Annotated in this window: 18 protein-coding genes; 10 read left to right on the forward strand and 8 right to left on the reverse strand. The window is 42.5% G+C overall.

All coding sequences use genetic code 11. The features are described 5' to 3' along the window. Positions 1–86: 86 nt before the first annotated feature. From RIB15_RS13560 to queG, 5 genes are read left to right on the forward strand one after another with little or no spacing between them, the layout of a single operon-like run. On the forward strand, positions 87–1,451 hold the full coding sequence (locus RIB15_RS13560) for a GWxTD domain-containing protein (RefSeq protein WP_350202707.1): 1,365 nt from the start codon (positions 87–89) through the stop codon (positions 1,449–1,451). A 41-nt stretch (positions 1,452–1,492) separates the two neighbouring features. After that, complete coding sequence (pdxA, locus tag RIB15_RS13565; protein WP_350202708.1) at positions 1,493–2,503, forward strand: 4-hydroxythreonine-4-phosphate dehydrogenase PdxA; 1,011 nt, start codon at positions 1,493–1,495, stop codon at positions 2,501–2,503. Then, positions 2,493–3,275 carry a class I SAM-dependent DNA methyltransferase gene (locus tag RIB15_RS13570; protein ID WP_350202709.1) on the forward strand — a complete coding sequence of 261 codons (783 nt, stop codon included), beginning with the start codon at positions 2,493–2,495 and terminating at the stop codon, positions 3,273–3,275. The genes pdxA and RIB15_RS13570 overlap by 11 nt, the downstream gene beginning before the upstream one ends. Beyond that, entirely contained in the window at positions 3,257–3,961 is a 705-nt protein-coding gene (ftsE, locus tag RIB15_RS13575; protein ID WP_350202710.1) for a cell division ATP-binding protein FtsE, read from the forward strand. The genes RIB15_RS13570 and ftsE overlap by 19 nt, the downstream gene beginning before the upstream one ends. 6 nt (positions 3,962–3,967) lie before the next feature. Further along, entirely contained in the window at positions 3,968–4,915 is a 948-nt protein-coding gene (gene queG, locus RIB15_RS13580) for a tRNA epoxyqueuosine(34) reductase QueG (RefSeq protein ID WP_350202711.1), read from the forward strand. A 53-nt stretch (positions 4,916–4,968) separates the two neighbouring features. On the opposite strand, the gene RIB15_RS13585 is transcribed toward queG, so the two are convergent. Next, entirely contained in the window at positions 4,969–5,769 is an 801-nt protein-coding gene (locus tag RIB15_RS13585) for a hypothetical protein (protein WP_350202712.1), read from the reverse strand. A gap of 70 nt (positions 5,770–5,839) precedes the next feature. Then, positions 5,840–6,472 carry an RNA polymerase sigma factor gene (locus tag RIB15_RS13590; RefSeq protein WP_350202713.1) on the reverse strand — a complete coding sequence of 211 codons (633 nt, stop codon included), beginning with the start codon at positions 6,470–6,472 and terminating at the stop codon, positions 5,840–5,842. A 154-nt stretch (positions 6,473–6,626) separates the two neighbouring features. Here RIB15_RS13590 and RIB15_RS13595 point away from each other — a divergent pair, with 154 nt between their 5' ends. After that, positions 6,627–7,151, forward strand: coding sequence for an outer membrane protein (locus RIB15_RS13595; RefSeq protein WP_350202714.1), 525 nt, complete (start codon positions 6,627–6,629; stop codon positions 7,149–7,151). 52 nt (positions 7,152–7,203) lie between these two features. On the opposite strand, the gene RIB15_RS13600 is transcribed toward RIB15_RS13595, so the two are convergent. From RIB15_RS13600 to RIB15_RS13625, 6 genes are read right to left on the reverse strand one after another with little or no spacing between them, the layout of a single operon-like run. Then, a complete protein-coding gene (locus RIB15_RS13600) occupies positions 7,204–8,115 on the reverse strand; it encodes a Ppx/GppA phosphatase family protein (protein ID WP_350202715.1) in 912 nt (303 codons plus the stop codon). After that, complete coding sequence (gene prmA / locus RIB15_RS13605) at positions 8,112–8,948, reverse strand: 50S ribosomal protein L11 methyltransferase (RefSeq protein ID WP_350202716.1); 837 nt, start codon at positions 8,946–8,948, stop codon at positions 8,112–8,114. Before prmA ends, RIB15_RS13600 begins: the two co-directional genes overlap by 4 nt. Then, positions 8,948–9,910 (reverse strand): M28 family peptidase, encoded by a 963-nt coding sequence (locus RIB15_RS13610; RefSeq protein ID WP_350202717.1) that lies wholly within the window; start codon positions 9,908–9,910, stop codon positions 8,948–8,950. Before RIB15_RS13610 ends, prmA begins: the two co-directional genes overlap by 1 nt. Then, a complete protein-coding gene (locus tag RIB15_RS13615) occupies positions 9,903–10,667 on the reverse strand; it encodes an SDR family NAD(P)-dependent oxidoreductase (protein ID WP_350202718.1) in 765 nt (254 codons plus the stop codon). The genes RIB15_RS13610 and RIB15_RS13615 overlap by 8 nt, the downstream gene beginning before the upstream one ends. 15 nt (positions 10,668–10,682) lie before the next feature. After that, positions 10,683–12,206 (reverse strand): amidase family protein, encoded by a 1,524-nt coding sequence (locus tag RIB15_RS13620; RefSeq protein WP_350203076.1) that lies wholly within the window; start codon positions 12,204–12,206, stop codon positions 10,683–10,685. 18 nt (positions 12,207–12,224) lie between these two features. Next, positions 12,225–12,443: a Sec-independent protein translocase subunit TatA/TatB gene (locus RIB15_RS13625; RefSeq protein WP_255135462.1), complete on the reverse strand. Its 219-nt coding sequence runs from the start codon at positions 12,441–12,443 to the stop codon at positions 12,225–12,227. A gap of 151 nt (positions 12,444–12,594) precedes the next feature. Here RIB15_RS13625 and RIB15_RS13630 point away from each other — a divergent pair, with 151 nt between their 5' ends. The 4 genes from RIB15_RS13630 (at position 12,595) to rlmD (ending at position 17,306) form a co-directional block, all read left to right on the forward strand. Further along, the gene (locus RIB15_RS13630) at positions 12,595–12,849 is read left to right on the forward strand and encodes a DUF2795 domain-containing protein (protein WP_020402200.1); all 255 of its coding nucleotides are present in this window, start codon (positions 12,595–12,597) and stop codon (positions 12,847–12,849) included. A gap of 109 nt (positions 12,850–12,958) precedes the next feature. Further along, positions 12,959–15,328, forward strand: coding sequence for a BamA/TamA family outer membrane protein (locus RIB15_RS13635; protein WP_350202719.1), 2,370 nt, complete (start codon positions 12,959–12,961; stop codon positions 15,326–15,328). A 17-nt stretch (positions 15,329–15,345) separates the two neighbouring features. Then, the gene (locus tag RIB15_RS13640) at positions 15,346–15,894 is read left to right on the forward strand and encodes a cyclic nucleotide-binding domain-containing protein (protein WP_350202720.1); all 549 of its coding nucleotides are present in this window, start codon (positions 15,346–15,348) and stop codon (positions 15,892–15,894) included. 2 nt (positions 15,895–15,896) lie between these two features. Beyond that, entirely contained in the window at positions 15,897–17,306 is a 1,410-nt protein-coding gene (gene rlmD / locus RIB15_RS13645; protein WP_350202721.1) for a 23S rRNA (uracil(1939)-C(5))-methyltransferase RlmD, read from the forward strand. Positions 17,307–17,352: the final 46 nt, after the last annotated feature.

Raw genomic sequence — 17,352 nt, forward strand, 5'->3', positions numbered from 1 at the left:
TGGTTCGAATGCTGCGTTGAAAATAGGGATTATATTTAATGTGTAAACCCCGATATTGATTTAAATCATTCAAAAAATTGACTTCCATGAGTAAGCGACTTTTAACCATACTTTTGCTTTTAGGATTTTCAACATCTTTACTCGCACAACGTGTTAATTACCGCCAGTTGGTTATGCAATCGCAAACCCCAACTATTTTTATTGAAGATATCATCCTTCCCGGGGAAGATGGTAAAACAACTTTAGCCTTCATTTTCAGGTTCAATAACGACTTTATACCGTTCAAAAAAATTCCATTGAACAACAATTTAAATGCTCCCACCGATGCTGAATTCTATTCTACCATCAGACTCAATACAGAAGTTTTTGAAGGCAAATTAAATAGACGAAACGACCCTTCATCCAATTCTGCTTCCCGTGATGTTTGGAAAGACACTCTTTTCACTAATAATTTTGAGCAAACACAGTCCCCCACAAATTACGCTTCGGGAACTCTTTCTGCCCCACTTAGTCCCGGACACTATAACTTTATTCTGCAACTTGCTATGATGCAGGAAATTAATGAACGAAATACACGCCGCAGAGAAGTTTATGTTCCGGATTTAGCTACTAAGAAAACCGGAGAGATTATCCTGATAAAGGATAGACAGGATGACAATTTGGAACTCATGAATATGGAGCGGAATGTGCTTTTTGGAAAAGATTTCTATGCCTTAATCCGCATTCCTGAGTATGATAATTCAGCTTCATACTCTGTTAAGGTAGATAAAGCCAAGACTTCCAGAAAGGACACGACTTCCATCAACAATATTCATTCTGCAAAACTTGCATCAGGTGATATTTTTCAGAATTCTACAGTCCGAATTAACAAATCTGGTACTCCATCACTGAACATTATACAAGGAGATCAGCCGTACACCTACGCTCTGGTTTCAATACCAGGCAGCACATTTGAGAATGCACCCTACATTCTGAAACTTACAAAAGATGGGCAGAATGAACCTGTAGCTGAATCATTTTTCAGGTCGTACTGGCCCGAAATGCCTGCTAGCCTCTATAATCTGGATGTAGCCATCAATAACCTGAAGTATATTGTATCTGAGAAAGAGCTAAAGCAAATCGATAGTGGAAACAATCGAGAGCGCGAAAAGAAATTCAGGGAATTCTGGGAAAGCAAAGATCCCACCCCAAAAACTGTTTACAACGAGTTAATGGCCGAATATTACCGTCGCATCGATTTCGCTTACAAAGAATTTGGAAGCCAGGAAAATCCAATGGGGCATGAAAGTGATCAGGGTGAAGTGTATATAAAATTTGGCCCGCCCAATGAGAAAGAACGCCGATTCCCTGAAAGTGGAAAAACAATAGAAGTTTGGAAATACCCAAATCGAACGTTTGTATTTGAGGCCACATCAGGCTTTGGCGATTTTATGTTGGTTGGCACACGATAAATCTGTGTATTGCTCTTTAATCGCCTTATTTTAGGCGTATCATGTTGACGAAAAAAATTCCCCGAATAGCTATTTCTATTGGTGATTTCAACGGAATCGGACCCGAAATCATCCTTAAGTCTTTATCAGACATTGATCTAAGTACGTCTACTCCCATCATCATCTCCCCTGAAAAAATTATTGAGGCTGTTCGTTCTTATCTTCCTGAGGATCTTAAAATCAACAGCACTAATGACATCAATGAAATTGTCCCAAAAGCTATAAATCTGCTCTTAATTTCTGCAGAAGATTTAAAGATTACTCCCGGGGTACAATCTGCCCAAAGCGGGCGAATAGCAATGCAATCCATAGAGAAGTGTATTCAGCTTTGCCTGGATAATGATTCAGATGCTATGGTAACGGCCCCAATCTCTAAAGAGGCAGTAAATCTTGCCGGATATAATATTCCCGGGCATACTGAATTTCTGGCCTCTAAAACTGCTACTGATTCGGTATTGATGATGTTGGTAAGCGGAGATCTAAGGGTGGCCTTGGTCACGACCCACACACCTGTTAAGGATGTAGCACCTGCAATAACGGAAGAAGTGATTCGAAAGAAAGTTGAACTTCTATCCTCCAGTCTTATTCATGATTTTGGCATCAAGAACCCAAAGATTGCGGTTTTTGGGTTAAATCCGCATGCCGGAGATGGCGGGGTTATTGGTATGGAAGAAATTGAAATAATCCGCCCTGCTCTGAACAAGATAGGCGAGGAGCGGAAGGATATTACCCTTCATGGCCCCTTTCCTGCCGATGGTTTTTTTGGGCAACAGCTGCATAAACATCACGATGGAATTTTAGCGATGTATCATGATCAGGGATTGGCTCCATTCAAACTCCTTTCTTTTGGCAAAGGTGTGAATTTTACGGCTGGACTTCCTATCATCCGCACTTCTCCGGATCATGGCACTGCGTTTGACATAGCAGGTAAAGGTGTCGCGAATCCATCCTCCTTCAAAGAAGCTTATAAACTGGCGGTTGAACTTGCAAACAAACGAATTAGTGAAGACTGAAAAAGCCGAAATTTATTCTGTATTGGCCGAACTCTACGATACCCTTATGAAGGATGTAGATTATGAAATGTGGGCTGATTTTATTGATGAGGTAATTCAAACCCACCATCCTGACCCTATTGATGTGCTGGAACTGGCCTGTGGCACAGGTGCCATCTCTTTGAACCTTTCACGTCTTGATGAATATGAGCTAACCGCTACCGATCAATCGGCTGCTATGGTTGAAAAAGCACGTCAAAAAGCCGCTGAGCAAGAAGCAGACATTCAATTCCACACCATGGATTTCACTGATATCAATAGTAAAGAAAGCTTTGATATTATCTTTTCCGTTTTTGATAGTGTGAATTACCTGCACTCTAAAACAGAAATTCAACAAATGCTTGATGGATGTTGGAATATACTAAACCCTGGTGGCTTACTGATTTTTGATTTTTCCACCCCTCAAAATTCCCTGGAAGCTGTAGACTATCTTAACAACGAAGAAGGCAGCTTTGGCAATTATCGTTACTTTCGGGAGAGCCGGTATGAACCCGGAGAAAACTTTCACTTTAATGAGTTTGAAATAGACAGAATGGCAGATGACGGTAAAACCGTTCTGGAAAGCTATCACGAAATCCATAAGCAGCGAATTTATTCGCTAAAGGAAATGCTATCAATTTTGGAACAAACCTCCTATCATCAGGTAGCCAAGTATGAGGGTTTTGACCTGGTGGATGCAGACGAAAAAAGCACACGCGTAACGATGGTACTTCGATGTCAGAAACAGCAGTAATTGAACTTAAAAATGTAACACTGAGATATGATCATACCAGGGTTCTGGATGATGTTAACTTCAAACTCCATAACGGTGAATTTGCCTACCTGATAGGCCCTACCGGTATTGGAAAAAGCTCGTTCCTGAAGCTTTTATACCGTGATGTTGTACCTGATACCGGAACCGTTCGTGTAACCGAATACCCGGTTAATAAAATATCGGAACGGGAAGTCCCCATGCTCCGCCGACGCCTTGGAATTGTGTTTCAGGACTTTCAGCTGCTTCAGGATCGTAACGTGCACGATAACGTGGCTTTTGCCCTTCAGGTAACCGGAGAAAAACCCAAGTTTATTAAGCAGCGTGTACTTGAAGTACTCACCATGGTTGGGCTAAGTCACCGCAGAAAACATATGCCGAAGGACCTTTCCGGCGGAGAGCAACAACGGGTTGTAATTGCCCGGGCATTAGCTAACGAGCCCCGTATTTTACTTGCCGATGAGCCTACCGGTAACCTTGATCCTAAAGCAACCAAAGATATTATGGAACTGCTTAGAAGTATCAACAATCGTGGAATGGCTGTTTTAATGGTTACCCACGACTATGCCGTAGTCAAGAAGTATCGTGCACGAACAGTACGCATGGTAAATGGTAAAACTCAGAATTTAATCTGGAAAGGCGAAAAACTGGTTCCGGAAAAATCCTGATTCGGAATGCTTCAACAGAAGAAATTCACAGAACAGATTCGATCGCATGCTCTTAAATTAGGATTTGATGCCTGTGGATTTGCCAAAGCTCAACACCTTCCAAATGAAGCCCGCCGTTTAGAAGAGTGGCTTAATCAGAATCGAAATGGTTCTATGGACTGGATGGGTAACTACTTTGAAAAACGGGTTGATCCTACCCTTTTGGTTCCGGGCTCAAAAACTGTTGTTTCCGTTTTAGCCAGCTATTATCACCCTTCTCATAAAAAGCAGGTTGGTATTAAGAATGAGCCGCTGATAGCAAAGTATGCCCACGGGCGTGATTATCACAAAGTGCTCAAGAAGAAACTTAAAAAACTGTTCAACTTCAGTAAGGAGCTTTTGGGTGGACTGGAAGGTCGTATTTTTGTTGACTCTGCCCCGGTACTTGATAAAGTATGGGCTCAACGTGCCGGACTCGGCTGGATCGGAAAAAACTCAAACCTGCTAAATAAAGACATAGGTTCATTTGTGTTTATCGGGGAGATGATCATTGATGCAGAATTAAGCTATGATACTCCTGTAACCGACCATTGTGGCTCTTGCACCCGTTGCCTCGATGCTTGCCCTACCGATGCTATTTATGAGCCCTATCGCGTAGATGCAACAAAGTGTATTTCTTACCTCACCATCGAGCTAAAAGAAGAAATTGACAAGCAATATCAAACCAAGATCGAGAATTGGGTTTATGGCTGTGACATATGCCAGGATGTATGTCCATGGAACAGTAAGTCGATTACCGCTCAATTCGAAGATTTACACCCAAGAGAGTATGTCACAGATCGGGATATGGATTTCTGGTTGAATTTAACCCCTCAGGAATATGATGAAACATTCGAGGGAAGTGCGATACGCCGTGCCAAGTTTGATAAGTTTAAGTCGAATGCAGAAATCGTATCAAAAAATATTTCAACATAAAAAAAGCCGGCTGATATAAAACCAGCCGGCCCGATAGCTACTATACAAGTATATTAATATCCAACGCTTGAACAGGTTACATCCTGATAGGTATCATCCCAGCATAAACGATTCGCTGAATCTGACCCACTTTGGTAATAACCAGTTCCAGCTTCATTATCCCAAAATACAGTAATATCACTTTCTGAATCTACGTCAGAATACGTAACTGTAAATTCATTGCTGTTCTGAGTAAACGTATACGAAGTTACAACACTTCCATCCTGGTAGTAATCCGTTTCAGATTCAAAGTTATTTTCGCCTGATACAGACCATTCGGTAACCAGAAATGGCTCTTCTGTATTTGTTTCTGAATTGAGATTGTTGAATGTCCAGTTTCCGGAACTTCCGTCGGTAGCTACCCTTCCCTCAAGTATGGTATAGTTTTCCAAAGAAAATTCCTGAGAATCGATAGTCCAGGTCATTTCCCAATTGATGAATCCATCACTTTCTTCAGCAATTAAGCTAACACTCGCTGATTCTCCCTGATAGCTATAAGTATATTCCCAAACCCATTGCCCGTCTTCAAAACTGGCGTCTTCAGAGGTGGCTGTAGTGAAAGAGGAAGTATAGATTTGAGCAAAAGAGGTTATCCCGCCAATGGCTACTCCATATCCATAAGCTTGAGAATAATTGGAATTGGAATTCTGAGGAGGATTATCGGTAAAATAGGATAAGTCTGGCTCCACATTCTCAAATTCAGGTAACACAGGAGGATCTTCATTTGAAGAAACCGGGTCTTCACCACAAGATATTATGGTAAATGAGAAAAGAAGTAGTGCAGATAGCAGTTTTATTACTCTTGAATTACGCATAGTACTGAAATTATGTTTAGGTGTTCACTAACCTATGCGTAAAAACAGCCGGGAAGGGCTCAAAAAAAAATTAAAACTTATCTCTTTTGTCTTTCAGGGCTTTATATAACAATTCCCTTGCACGGAAGATGTGAGCTTTTACCGTTCCAAGAGGCAAATCGAGTACATCTGCAATTTCCTGATAAGATTTCTCTTCCATGTGCCGCATCTCAATCACGGCTTTATATTTCTCCGGAAGATTTTCAATTGCATGCTGAACAATCGCTTTTCTTTCTTTCTTAATTACCGGACTATCGGTAGAGAAGCTTTCGTCCGGCAACTGTATCTCCATCTCACCATCCTTGGTTTTGTAAGGCTCGTTGATGGAAAGCGTCTGGAGCTTTTTCTTCCTCAAATAATCGATGGTGTGATTAGTTGCAATACGATATAGCCAGGTAGAAAAAGCATATTCGTTGCTGTAAGAAGAGAGATTGTGGAATGCTTTCATGAAAACTTCCTGAACCAAATCTTCCACTAGTTCCACTTCCCTGATCATTTTTCGAATATGGAAGTAGAGCGGCTTTTGGTATTTATCTACTAATTTTTTGTAGGAATCTTCTCTACCAGCTAATGCCTCCGCCACAAATTTGTCATCTTCGAGACTACTTGCAGACGCATTTTCGCGCGGTGAGTTATTTTTGATTTCGGAATTTTCTTCAGACATATCAACAATTATTCAGCCCTTAAAATACAAAGCCTGACGCAAATGAAAATATCTTTTTTGAGCCTTTTTTTCTTTCTTTTACGCATTTAAAAATAACCTTATTTATTATGGAAGTTTTAAGCTTTCTTAAGAACCTTAACTAAAAACAATCAAAATGAAGAAAATAACTTTATTGACTTTTACGGCGCTATTATCATTAGCTACTTTTCAAACTTCTTTGGCCCAAATATCTGTTGGTGGTGCACTTATGTACGGAAGTGAGGTCGAACAAATTGGTTTGAGAGTAGACGGATCTTATGCTATAAATGAAGATATTGATTTAAATGCTAATCTTGGTTTTTACCTGCCTGATAAAACAGATTTAGGAAATGGCAATGAGATCACCGTTACTTATTATGAATTCAACCTGAATGGTCACTACAGTTTATATTCTGATGATGAAACAGGTTTTTCTGCCTTTGCACTTGCCGGTATTAATGTACTTGGATTTAATTCAAATGCCAGTGGGCCAAATGTTAGCGGAAGCGATTCTGACAGTGAACTCGGCTTAAATATTGGTGGAGGTGTTTCATACCCTTTAAGTTTTGGAAACTTGTTTGGGGAACTAAAATACGTGATAGGCGATGCTGATCAACTTAATATTGCAGCAGGCGTGCGTATACCTCTTGGCGAAAATTAATCGAAAAACTAAGACACCAATTAAGCGCCTTCTTAAACCGGAGGCGCTTTTTTTATAGCGTGATTATTGCCCCATGACGGATTCCGCCCGTAGATACCAATATTGAATCCAGGTCGTATTGCTTCATGAATCCTTCCAGAATCAGCATCCCTCCCATAAAAATATCTTCTCTTCCTTTCAAATATACCGGGTGCCGGGTAAGCATATCTTCATAGTCGTTCTCTGAAAATTCCTGTATGTATTTCTGTACTTCTTCAAAGCGGAGTGAATATCCATTTAACTTTCCAGGTTCATAATTGGTAAGCTCCAGAGCCATAGCCGCCAATGTGGTTACCGTTCCGGCTACTCCTATTGCTTTCACTTCCCTGCCTGATTTAAAAGGTCTGCCTGTATATAGCTTTTCGATTTCTTTTCTGCATGTTTCAATTTCCTCGCCTGAGGGAGGATTGCCTTTCAGAAAACGCTCGGTAAATCGTACAGAACCCATATCAAAAGAATGTCCATCAACAAGCTTGCCCTCTTTTATCTGAGCAACTTCTGTACTTCCACCACCTATATCCAAAATGAGTGTTTCTTCGCCTTCAATTTTTTCCAAAACCGACAATGCTCCGGCTGCCGTACACTCCGCTTCTTCTTTTCCTGAAAGCAAGCGAATATCAAAACCAGTTTCATCTTTTACCCTGGAAATGAATACATCACGGTTATTGGCATCACGAACCGCGCTGGTGGCTGTTACGATAACTTTATCCACTTTGGGAAAATCTGTATCCAGAATTGTGCGATAGGCACTAAGTGCATCAATTACTCTTTCTGTAGCTGCATCATTGATGTTCTTGTCTGCATCTACACCCTTTCCCAACCTGGGCACGCGGTGCTCTTCATGTATATTCTTAATGACGCCATTTTCATATTCAGCTACCAATAATAAAACTGTATTTGTACCTATATCTATCGCTGCTTTCATACTTCAAACAATATGGCTATCCATTCTTGATGCTTCCGGGTGTCAACATGTGTTAATGATTGGAGTGATTCCTGTTCCAGCATAGTCTGCTCATCCTCTACAAGCAGCCCGGATAGCAATAACTTGCCGTCTTCTTTCAAAAACTTTAGAAACTCGGGGATTAACTCAGTCAAGGCGTTCCTGTTAATATTGGCCAGAATCACATCGTATTTTTCGCCGTCAGGAATTACTTCTGTTGAGCCAAGCTTAACTTCAAACCCTTCAACTTCATTTAGCAAAATATTCTCGTGAGCATTGGTTTCGCTCCACTCATCAATATCAAAACCAAAAGCTGATTCCGCTCCAAGCTTTAGTGCGGCAATAGCTAAAATTCCGGTTCCCGTCCCGGCATCGAGTACTTTATCACCCTCTTTAATAACCTCTGGCAGCCATTCAAGCATTACCCTTGTTGTGGCGTGATATCCGGTTCCAAACGCCATTTTGGGATCAATCATCAGTTCTATTTTATCACCGATGTCAGTCCCGGATACCGACCATGTTGGATGCACATAAAATTGGCCAATGGTTTGGGGTTGAATAGTCCGTTCCCAGGTCTCGTTCCAGTTTTGATCGGGGATGATCTTTTCGCTTAGAATGGATGACTCGCCCCCGAATTTCATCAGCAGCTTCTCAATTTCTTCCCGTTTGGAATCGTCAAAACGCTGTGTGGGAATGGTAGCAATGAGTAAATCATCGTCCTGCTCGAAGCCTTCAAAATCAAGGTCAAAAAGTTCGGCGATTAGCAGTTCGTGAAAATCATCTTTAAGTGAAATCCTGAGCTCAACGTATTCCATTATAATCGGTTATAAATGAGTTCGGCCATCACATCACCCACAGCCTGAAGAGTTTCCCTGCTGATAATGTCCATATTATCCTTATGCGTATGCCAGTAAGGGGCGAATTCAGCATTACCCCGAGGAGTCCGGCTATGATTGATGATATTGATAATAGGAATTCGGGCTTGTTCATTCACAATCACATGATCATCGGATACAGCGGCGCCTTCTTCATTCAAAAAATAATGATCATACCCTTTTTCGCTCGCGATATTCCACACTTCTTCCACCAGATTAGGAGCATAACTGAGCGAATAAACCTCTTTAGGAAACTGAGCACCCTTGGCTCCAACCATATCCAGCAAAATACCAAAACGCGGGCGATATCCCGGAACGGGTGGATTATTAGACCAATATCTTGATCCAAGAAAATATTTCTCCAGACTGCCGGATTCCCCATAGTCCTCACCATCAAAAAGCACTATATCTACTCCTATTGGAGGTGGATTTTCACTAAACAAACGAGCGAGCTCCAAAAGAACAGCCACACCGCTTCCACCATCATCGGCTCCTAAAATACCTTCATCTTTCCGGGTTGAATCCATATCAGCACGAGGCCGACTGTCCCAATGCGCACTTAGCATAATTCGGTCTGCTGCATTTAAATTGAACGCCGCGATTACATTTCCAAGCTCCAGCTGCTCATCATATCCTTCTGCAGTAAATTCCTGGACAAAAACTGAATTAGGACCAGCATATTCCTTTAGCTTTTCTACAAAATAGGCTTCTGCTTGCCGGTGAGCTTCTGTGTTGGGAACGCGTGGTCCAAAGTCGACCTGCTGCTGTACAAAATGATAGGCTGAATCTGCATTGAATTCGGGAACTTCCCTGCCCTTTTCAGAAAACTGAAGATCGGGTTTTCCGGAATCAGAACAACTCACAAAAAAAATGAACAGAGCAACTGGAAGCCATTTAAGCATTTCGGTGTACCATAGTAGCTGAAGATTGAGCGGTAGGATAAATTACTGTATCCATGATATTAACATGAGCCGGACGGTTAGCAACAAAAACGATGATTTCAGCAATATCCTGAGCAACCAGGGGTTTCATTCCTTTATAAACATCTGCCGCCTTTTCCTTATCTCCATCAAAACGGACTTCACTAAACTCTGTTTCCACCAGTCCGGGTGATACCATACTAACCCTGACGTCAGTGCCGTGCAGATCCTTTTTGGTTGATTCGGTGATTGCCTTCACAGCATGCTTGGTAGCCGTATAAACTACTCCACCGGCATAAGATTCATGCCCTGCCGTAGAACCTAAATTAATGATATGTCCTGAATTCCGTTCTTTCATTCCGGGAATAATCAGCCGGGAGAGGTATAACAGGCCTTTCACATTTGTGTCAATCATGGTATTCCAATCATCAAAGTCGGCATCGAAAACGGGATCTGTTCCTTTAGCAAGACCTGCATTGTTGACCAGAATATCTATTGTAACCGATAGCGAATCTACAAAAGAGTGGCAAGCATCGGCATCACGAACGTCAAAGGCAGCAGTTTGGACTTCAACACCAAAAGCTGATTCCAGCTCCTTCTTGATTTCCTGAAGTCGATCTGATCTGCGACCTGTTATTACCAGATGTACTCCCTGTTCAGCTAAAAGCTCTGCCGTCTTATAACCAATACCAGCAGTAGCTCCGGTTACGATTGCTGTTTTACCTTTCAGCCTGTTCATAGCTCTGGTATATTTTTAAGATTGGAGTTCTACAAGTCGGGCAGCATTCAGGATTTTTGCTTCCTGGAAGCTATCTCCCATAAACTGAATACCAAAAGGAAGTCCGTTACTATGTATACCAGCCGGTACGCTGATGCCACAGATTCCAGCCAAATTAGCAGTGATGGTGTATACATCATTCAGGTACATTTGCACAGGATCATCCAGCTTTGCACCAAGGTCAAAAGCAGTAGTTGGTGCGGTTGGGCTCACAATCACATCCACTTTTTTGAATGCTTCTTTGTAATCGTTCTGGATGAGCCGGCGTACTTTCTGGGCCTTACCATAATAAGCGTCATAATATCCGGCACTCAATACATAAGTCCCGAGCATAATCCGGCGTTTTACCTCTGTGCCAAATCCTTCGGTTCTTGATTTCTTATAAAGTCGGATGAGAGGGGAATCCAGTTTAGCTAATTTCTGCTGCAGTTCGATCTTTTCTTCACCCTCTGCAATTTCAAAAGCTTCCTTTAATGCTTTCTCTTCTTTTTTCAGTTCATCCAGCATCTCTTCTTTGTCGGCCCGGTGTCCATACCGGATTCCATCAAATCGAGCCAGGTTGCTGGATGCTTCAGCGGTAGCTAAAATATAGTAAGTAGCAATCCCGTATTTGGTGTGCGGCAAGTGAATAGGAACCAATTCAGCCCCATCGGCTTCCAGATCAGCTAATACTTTTTCTATGCCTTCTTTGATCTCGGCATCCAGTCCTTCACCAAAAAACTCTTCCGGGACACCAATTTTAATTTTTTTATCGGGATTTTGAACAGCTCCCACATAGTCATCTTTCTCTCGGTGTGAAGAAGTATTATCCCGCTCATCAAAACCTGCTATTACATCTAAAACACGTGCGGTATCTTCTACTGAATTTGCTAAAGGTCCGATGCAGTCAAATGAAGAAGCATATGCAACCAGTCCGTATCGAGAAACACGGCCATACGTAGGCTTCAACCCAACTACCCCACAATAGGAAGCAGGCTGACGAATAGAACCTCCGGTATCCGAACCAAGTGTGGTCATTGCCATTCCCGAAGCAACGGCAGCTGCACTCCCACCTGAGGATCCACCCGGTACTTTATCGGTATTCCGTGGATTTTTTACCGGACCGAAATTACTGTACTCATTGGTCGAACCCATGGCAAATTCATCCATATTAAGCCGGCCAATAAACACCGCATCTTCATCCCGAAGACGTTCAATTACGGTGGCGTCATACACACTTTCGAAGTTCTCAAGTATCTTTGACGCACAAGTTACCTTCTTTCCTCGCTCAGAAATCACATCTTTGATACCCATAACGACCCCGGCAAGCTTTCCTGCGGTTCCGTTATCGATCTTTTTTTGAACCTCATCAGCATGTGAAAGAGCCGCCTCAAAGTCGGTGGCTACAAAGGCATTTATTTCCGGGTTACGGTCTTCAATTTCTTTTCTGTACTGCTCTACAAGGTCTCGAAGTTTTAGTTCTCCTGATAAGACTTTTTCTCGAGTCTCTGTAATAGTCATGTAGTTCAATTTCTGGGTTTATTTGCTTTTAGATGAGGTTTCTTCGTGATTGGCGGCATCATTAATATCACGGGAGCTGTCTTCAATTTCCTTTTTAATATCTTTTGAAGCCTGGCGGAATTCTTTAATTCCCTGCCCTAAACCGCGAGCCAATTCCGGGATGCGTTTTGCTCCGAAAAGCACTAAAACCATGATGGCAATAATGAGAATTTCAGGGGCACCTAAACTGTTAAACATAAAATAATCCTCTCAGGATTTAGTTGATGTATTTGTGCGAAGATAACAATATTTTCGGCACGAATTTGGAACAAAAATTTTATTTATTCACTTGTGTTTTATCAACACATGTGTTTATTACACTCATTCATTCTAAAATAATTACTTAACTATGATTTGGACCGTTGAATTAGCCGCAGCTTTAGATGATGCCCCTTTCCCGGCCACCCGGGAAGAACTTATAGAATGGGCAGAACGCAATGGCTTGCCTAACCAGGTTATTGTGAATCTCGAAGAGCTTGAAGAAATCGAACAAGGTGAAGAGCCGGTATACGAAGGTATTGAAGATATCTGGCCAGACTACATCCGTAAAGAAGACTTCTTTCATAACGAAGAAGACGAAGGTTTTGATTACGACGACGTTTAATAAATAACCCTCAACAGAGGTTACGGTTGTTCTAGGTGTATTAAGGAACAGCCGTTTTTTCTGTATTACCTTGCTTGCAAATATCTACAGCCTACTTAGAATCACGTTTGTGCTATGCATTTTTGCATGGGTGGATATCATTCATCCAACAGCGATTTATGCTCAGCAAAACACTCAAAATACCAATACTGAAGATGTAGTCCGGCGTATCCGGTTTTCCGGAAACGACAATATCAAAGACCGGACCTTAGAAACACTGGTCAGAACCCGGACTAACCGTGAATTTTTGGGTATTCCCCGCTTCACCCCGTGGTATTTTATCTGGAATATGTCGGGCGGAAGGTTTGGAGAAGAACCCGCTTACCTTAACCTGCAAACCGTAGACAACGACATGGAACGGATTGCTTTGTACTATGAATCACTGGGTTTTCTTGATGTACAGGTTGATACTACCATCGTAGAGTATCGCTCTGACAAGACCGAGGTCTCCTTCATTATCGACGAAGGTAATGCTTATTACATCAATACCATTTCTTACCGGGGCATGCCTGATTTTACCGATCCGGAGAAAAAGCTCAACTTTTTGGAGGAGAGTGTTCTTACCCGCGGGCGAATAGCGGAGAATACCTTCGAAGTAAACAGGCAATATAGCTCTCAGGAGTTAAGTAATGAGCAGCAGAGGATCATTACCTTCTTAAAGAATAATGGATATGCATCCGTTCAAAGAGATTCAGTTATCGCCTTGGTTAAACCTGATACCACAGCTCCTAACAGGCTGGATGTGCGTTATCAAATTAATCCCGGGGGTATTTACAGGTTCGGGGATATCAGGGTTCAATTAAGTGATGAAGACCCACCGGTCAATTATACCCAGAAAGATACGCTAATCGGACCTCCTCACACTGTCGATTCTTCTAATGTGATTTACCTTCATAAAGAACCAGGCACACAATCTCATTTTAGCTTACTGTCGAGCCAGCTGCTGTTTAAGCCCGGCTCCATCTACAATCATTCACTGTATCTTGAAACGGTGAATGAGTTTCAGAATCTTGGAATGCTTTACATTCAGCGATTCGGACAAAATGAAAACCAGGCGCTACCCGATTTCAGTCAGGAAGAAATTCCGGTATTCTTCGATCTACAAACGCTCACCAAGCACAGTATTTCAACTGAATTGTTTGGGATGAAGCGATACGGTTATGGAACAGGTTTCGGAGTTGATTACAACAACAACAATGTATTTGGAAACGCAGAAAATCTGACTATTGGAGCCAATGCCAGCTTCGAGTTTGTGAGCCCTGCTGTTTTGGAAGAAATTGATACCACTGCCACCCAATCGTCTGTATTCCGGAGCTATGAACTTCGGGCAGAGTACTCTGTACCCCGGTTGAACTTCCCATTCAGAACGCTGGATAACCGCCCCGGATTTACCAGTGGTGTCACTAGATACCTGCTGTCATACAGTCGTTCGGATCAGTTGTTATTCGACATTAATTCTGATGTTGGTTTCAATATGAGATATGAAGTCAATCACACCCAAAACTTCTCCAGCTTTCTGGACCTGATTGAATTAGACCTGGTTGACACCAACCCGTCGGATGCATACATCCGAAATCTAAGGAATGAATTTGGTACTGATACACTGCAGGATGGCACTATTGTGGACGCTTTTGAGCTGCAGCGCATTCTGGAAGACTTTGAACCACAAGTTTCTTCCATCATCCGATACACTTTCCGTAGCCAGAATACCGATCTTATAAAAAGAAACCGGGGATATTTCAGTGAGTATTCTGTTTCTGTGGGCGGAAACATCCCTTATTTAATAGACAACCATGTCACTACGCCTGATACTCTTGAGGGGAATCTCCCCTCTCTTTTTGGGTTGAGTGATAACAATCTAAGTTATAGTCGATTTGTGAAACTCTCGGCCGATTACCGGCGATATATACCTATTTCAAATTCAGGTGTTTTTGCATGGCGTTTGTTTGGAGGATTTGCGCAGCCCTATGGAGGGTCAAATTCCATACCACTAAACCGGAGGTTCTTTGCAGGCGGCAGTAACGATATCCGGGGCTGGGCTCCATTCCAATTGGGTCCCGGGGATATTTCGACCGATAATGTGAATATTCCGGGTGGGGAAATTAAGCTGGCGGCATTCAGCGAAGTACGGCAGACTTTTATTCGGGATTTTTTGGGCGCCAACTGGATGGCAGCTTTGTTTGTTGATGCCGGTAATGTTTGGTACGGACCTGAAAACGACTTCCGTGATGAAAATAATCAGGACAGGCTGGAACAAGGACGTTTTCGTTTTGATAATTTTTATAACCAAATTGCTGTAGGCAGTGGGCCCGGTCTTCGTCTGGACTGGGAATATGTTGTGGTTCGGTTTGATTTTGCCTTCCGCCTGCACGACCTTCAGGCTGGTTGGTTAAACAATAAGCAATTATATTTTAGCTTTGGTATTGGTCACTCCTTTTAACCTCAATTTCAGGTGCTATGTTTGATAAATTAAAACGCTTAAAAGATCAGTCGAATATCGTCTTCAAATCGAAGTTCCTGGCAAACCTCAACCCTGCCGAACGCTATGAGTTTCTGCAGCTTTGCCATCGCCGAAGCTATAAGGAAGGCGAATATGTATTCTACAAGAATGATCCCGGAACGGGCATGTACTTCATCGAGAAAGGAAAAATACAACTTACTATTGGAACTCCTGATGATGAAGCACCTGATGAAATAATATCTGAGCTGGAACTTGAATCCCCGGATAGCTTTGGGGCTCTTTCCATTGGTTATAACCTGAGACGGAAATCCTCCGCGAAGTGCACTACAGATTGTGATTTACTCGGTTTTTTTAAACCTGATTTTGAAGTATTGCGGGACAGGCATCCACAAATTGCGGTTAAATTCCTGCAGACTCTTACCAACATCGCATTAAGGCAGTTAGAGACTACGGCCAAGAAACTTGCTGAGGTTTCAAGTGAACAACTGGCACTTAACATTCAATTTCAAACGTATTACGAAGCAAACAGAGAAGAGAAAGTATAAATATGTCGCTTAAGAAAGGTCAGGAAGTAGAACTCGAAATTATTGATGCGGCGTTTAAAGGCAAGGGCTTAGCAAAAGTTGACGGGTTAGCCGTTTTTGTGCCAAACACAACTCCGGGTGACAAGGTAAAAGCCCGGATCATCAAAAAGAAAAAGAAACACAGGGAAGCCAAGCTGCTGGAAGTGCTGGAACCCAGTCCGCACCGCATTGAGCCTAAGTGCCGGCACGCGAAAGTATGTGGCGGTTGCAGCTGGCAGCATATTCCCTACAAAAAACAAATTGAGTTTAAGAGCCAGCAGGTTCGTGATCATATTGAGCGTATTGGTCATTTGGACGGTTCCATCGTTAAAGAAGGCCTGGGAGCAGACGAAGAGTTTTATTACCGGAATAAGATGGAATACAGCATCAGCTCAAGGCGCTGGCTAACCGAAGAAGAAATCCGCAGGGATGAATATGTGGATGATTCCGCTTTTGCAGCCGGCCTCCACGCTCCCGGACGCTTTGATAAAATCCTGAATTTGAAAGAATGTCACCTGCAGGTGAAAGAGTCGTTTGAGATTCTCGACTTCGTGAGAAGCTATTGTATTGAACATGGCATACAACCGTATGATACTTTTGAAAACACAGGCTTCATGCGGCATGTGATGATCCGGAATTCCCATCACACCGATGACTTTATGGTAAACCTGGTGACCTATCAGGATGATCAGGAGGTAATGAAAAAGATGACAAAAGCCTTGCTCGATGAGTTTCCTTTCATTACCACTATTGTCAACAATGTGAATGATACCAAAAGCCCGACGGCGGTGGGCCGCTTCGAAAAAGTGCTCCACGGACCCGGGTTTATCGTGGATAAAATTGGTGAGTTTACCTTCAAGATTCACCCCAATGCATTCTTTCAGACCAATACTGCACAGGCTGAAAAACTGTATGAAATCGCCCGAGATTACGCCGAACTGAAAGACGGTGACATTGTTTACGACCTTTACTGCGGAGTAGGAACGCTGAGTCTATTCATGAGCAAACCTGCAAAGCATGTACTGGGTATTGAACTGGTAGATGTAGCCGTTGAAAACGCCCGGTTCAACGCAAAAGAAAACGAAGTGGAGAATGTTTCTTTCATCAAAGGTGATATGAAAGACGTGTTTACCCAGGATATCGTGGACGAGTATGGTGCCCCTGATGTACTGATCACCGACCCTCCCCGTGCAGGCATGCACCCCGATGTAGTAGAACGATTATGCGAATTGAAGGTGCCACGAATTGTGTATGTAAGCTGTAACAGCTCCACCATGGCACGCGATCTCAAAGAGCTGAAGGAAGTGTATGAAATTGAAGAAGTACAGCCGGTGGATATGTTCCCTCAAACCTATCACATTGAAGCAGTAGCCAAACTGAAGCTTCGGGATTAATACAAGTTGCTTCAGCCCTGGAGGACTTTGCTTGTTTATTGCAATG

Origin of the sequence: Gracilimonas sp. (genome assembly GCF_040218225.1) — a bacterium.
Lineage (GTDB): Bacteria > Bacteroidota > Rhodothermia > Balneolales > Balneolaceae > Gracilimonas.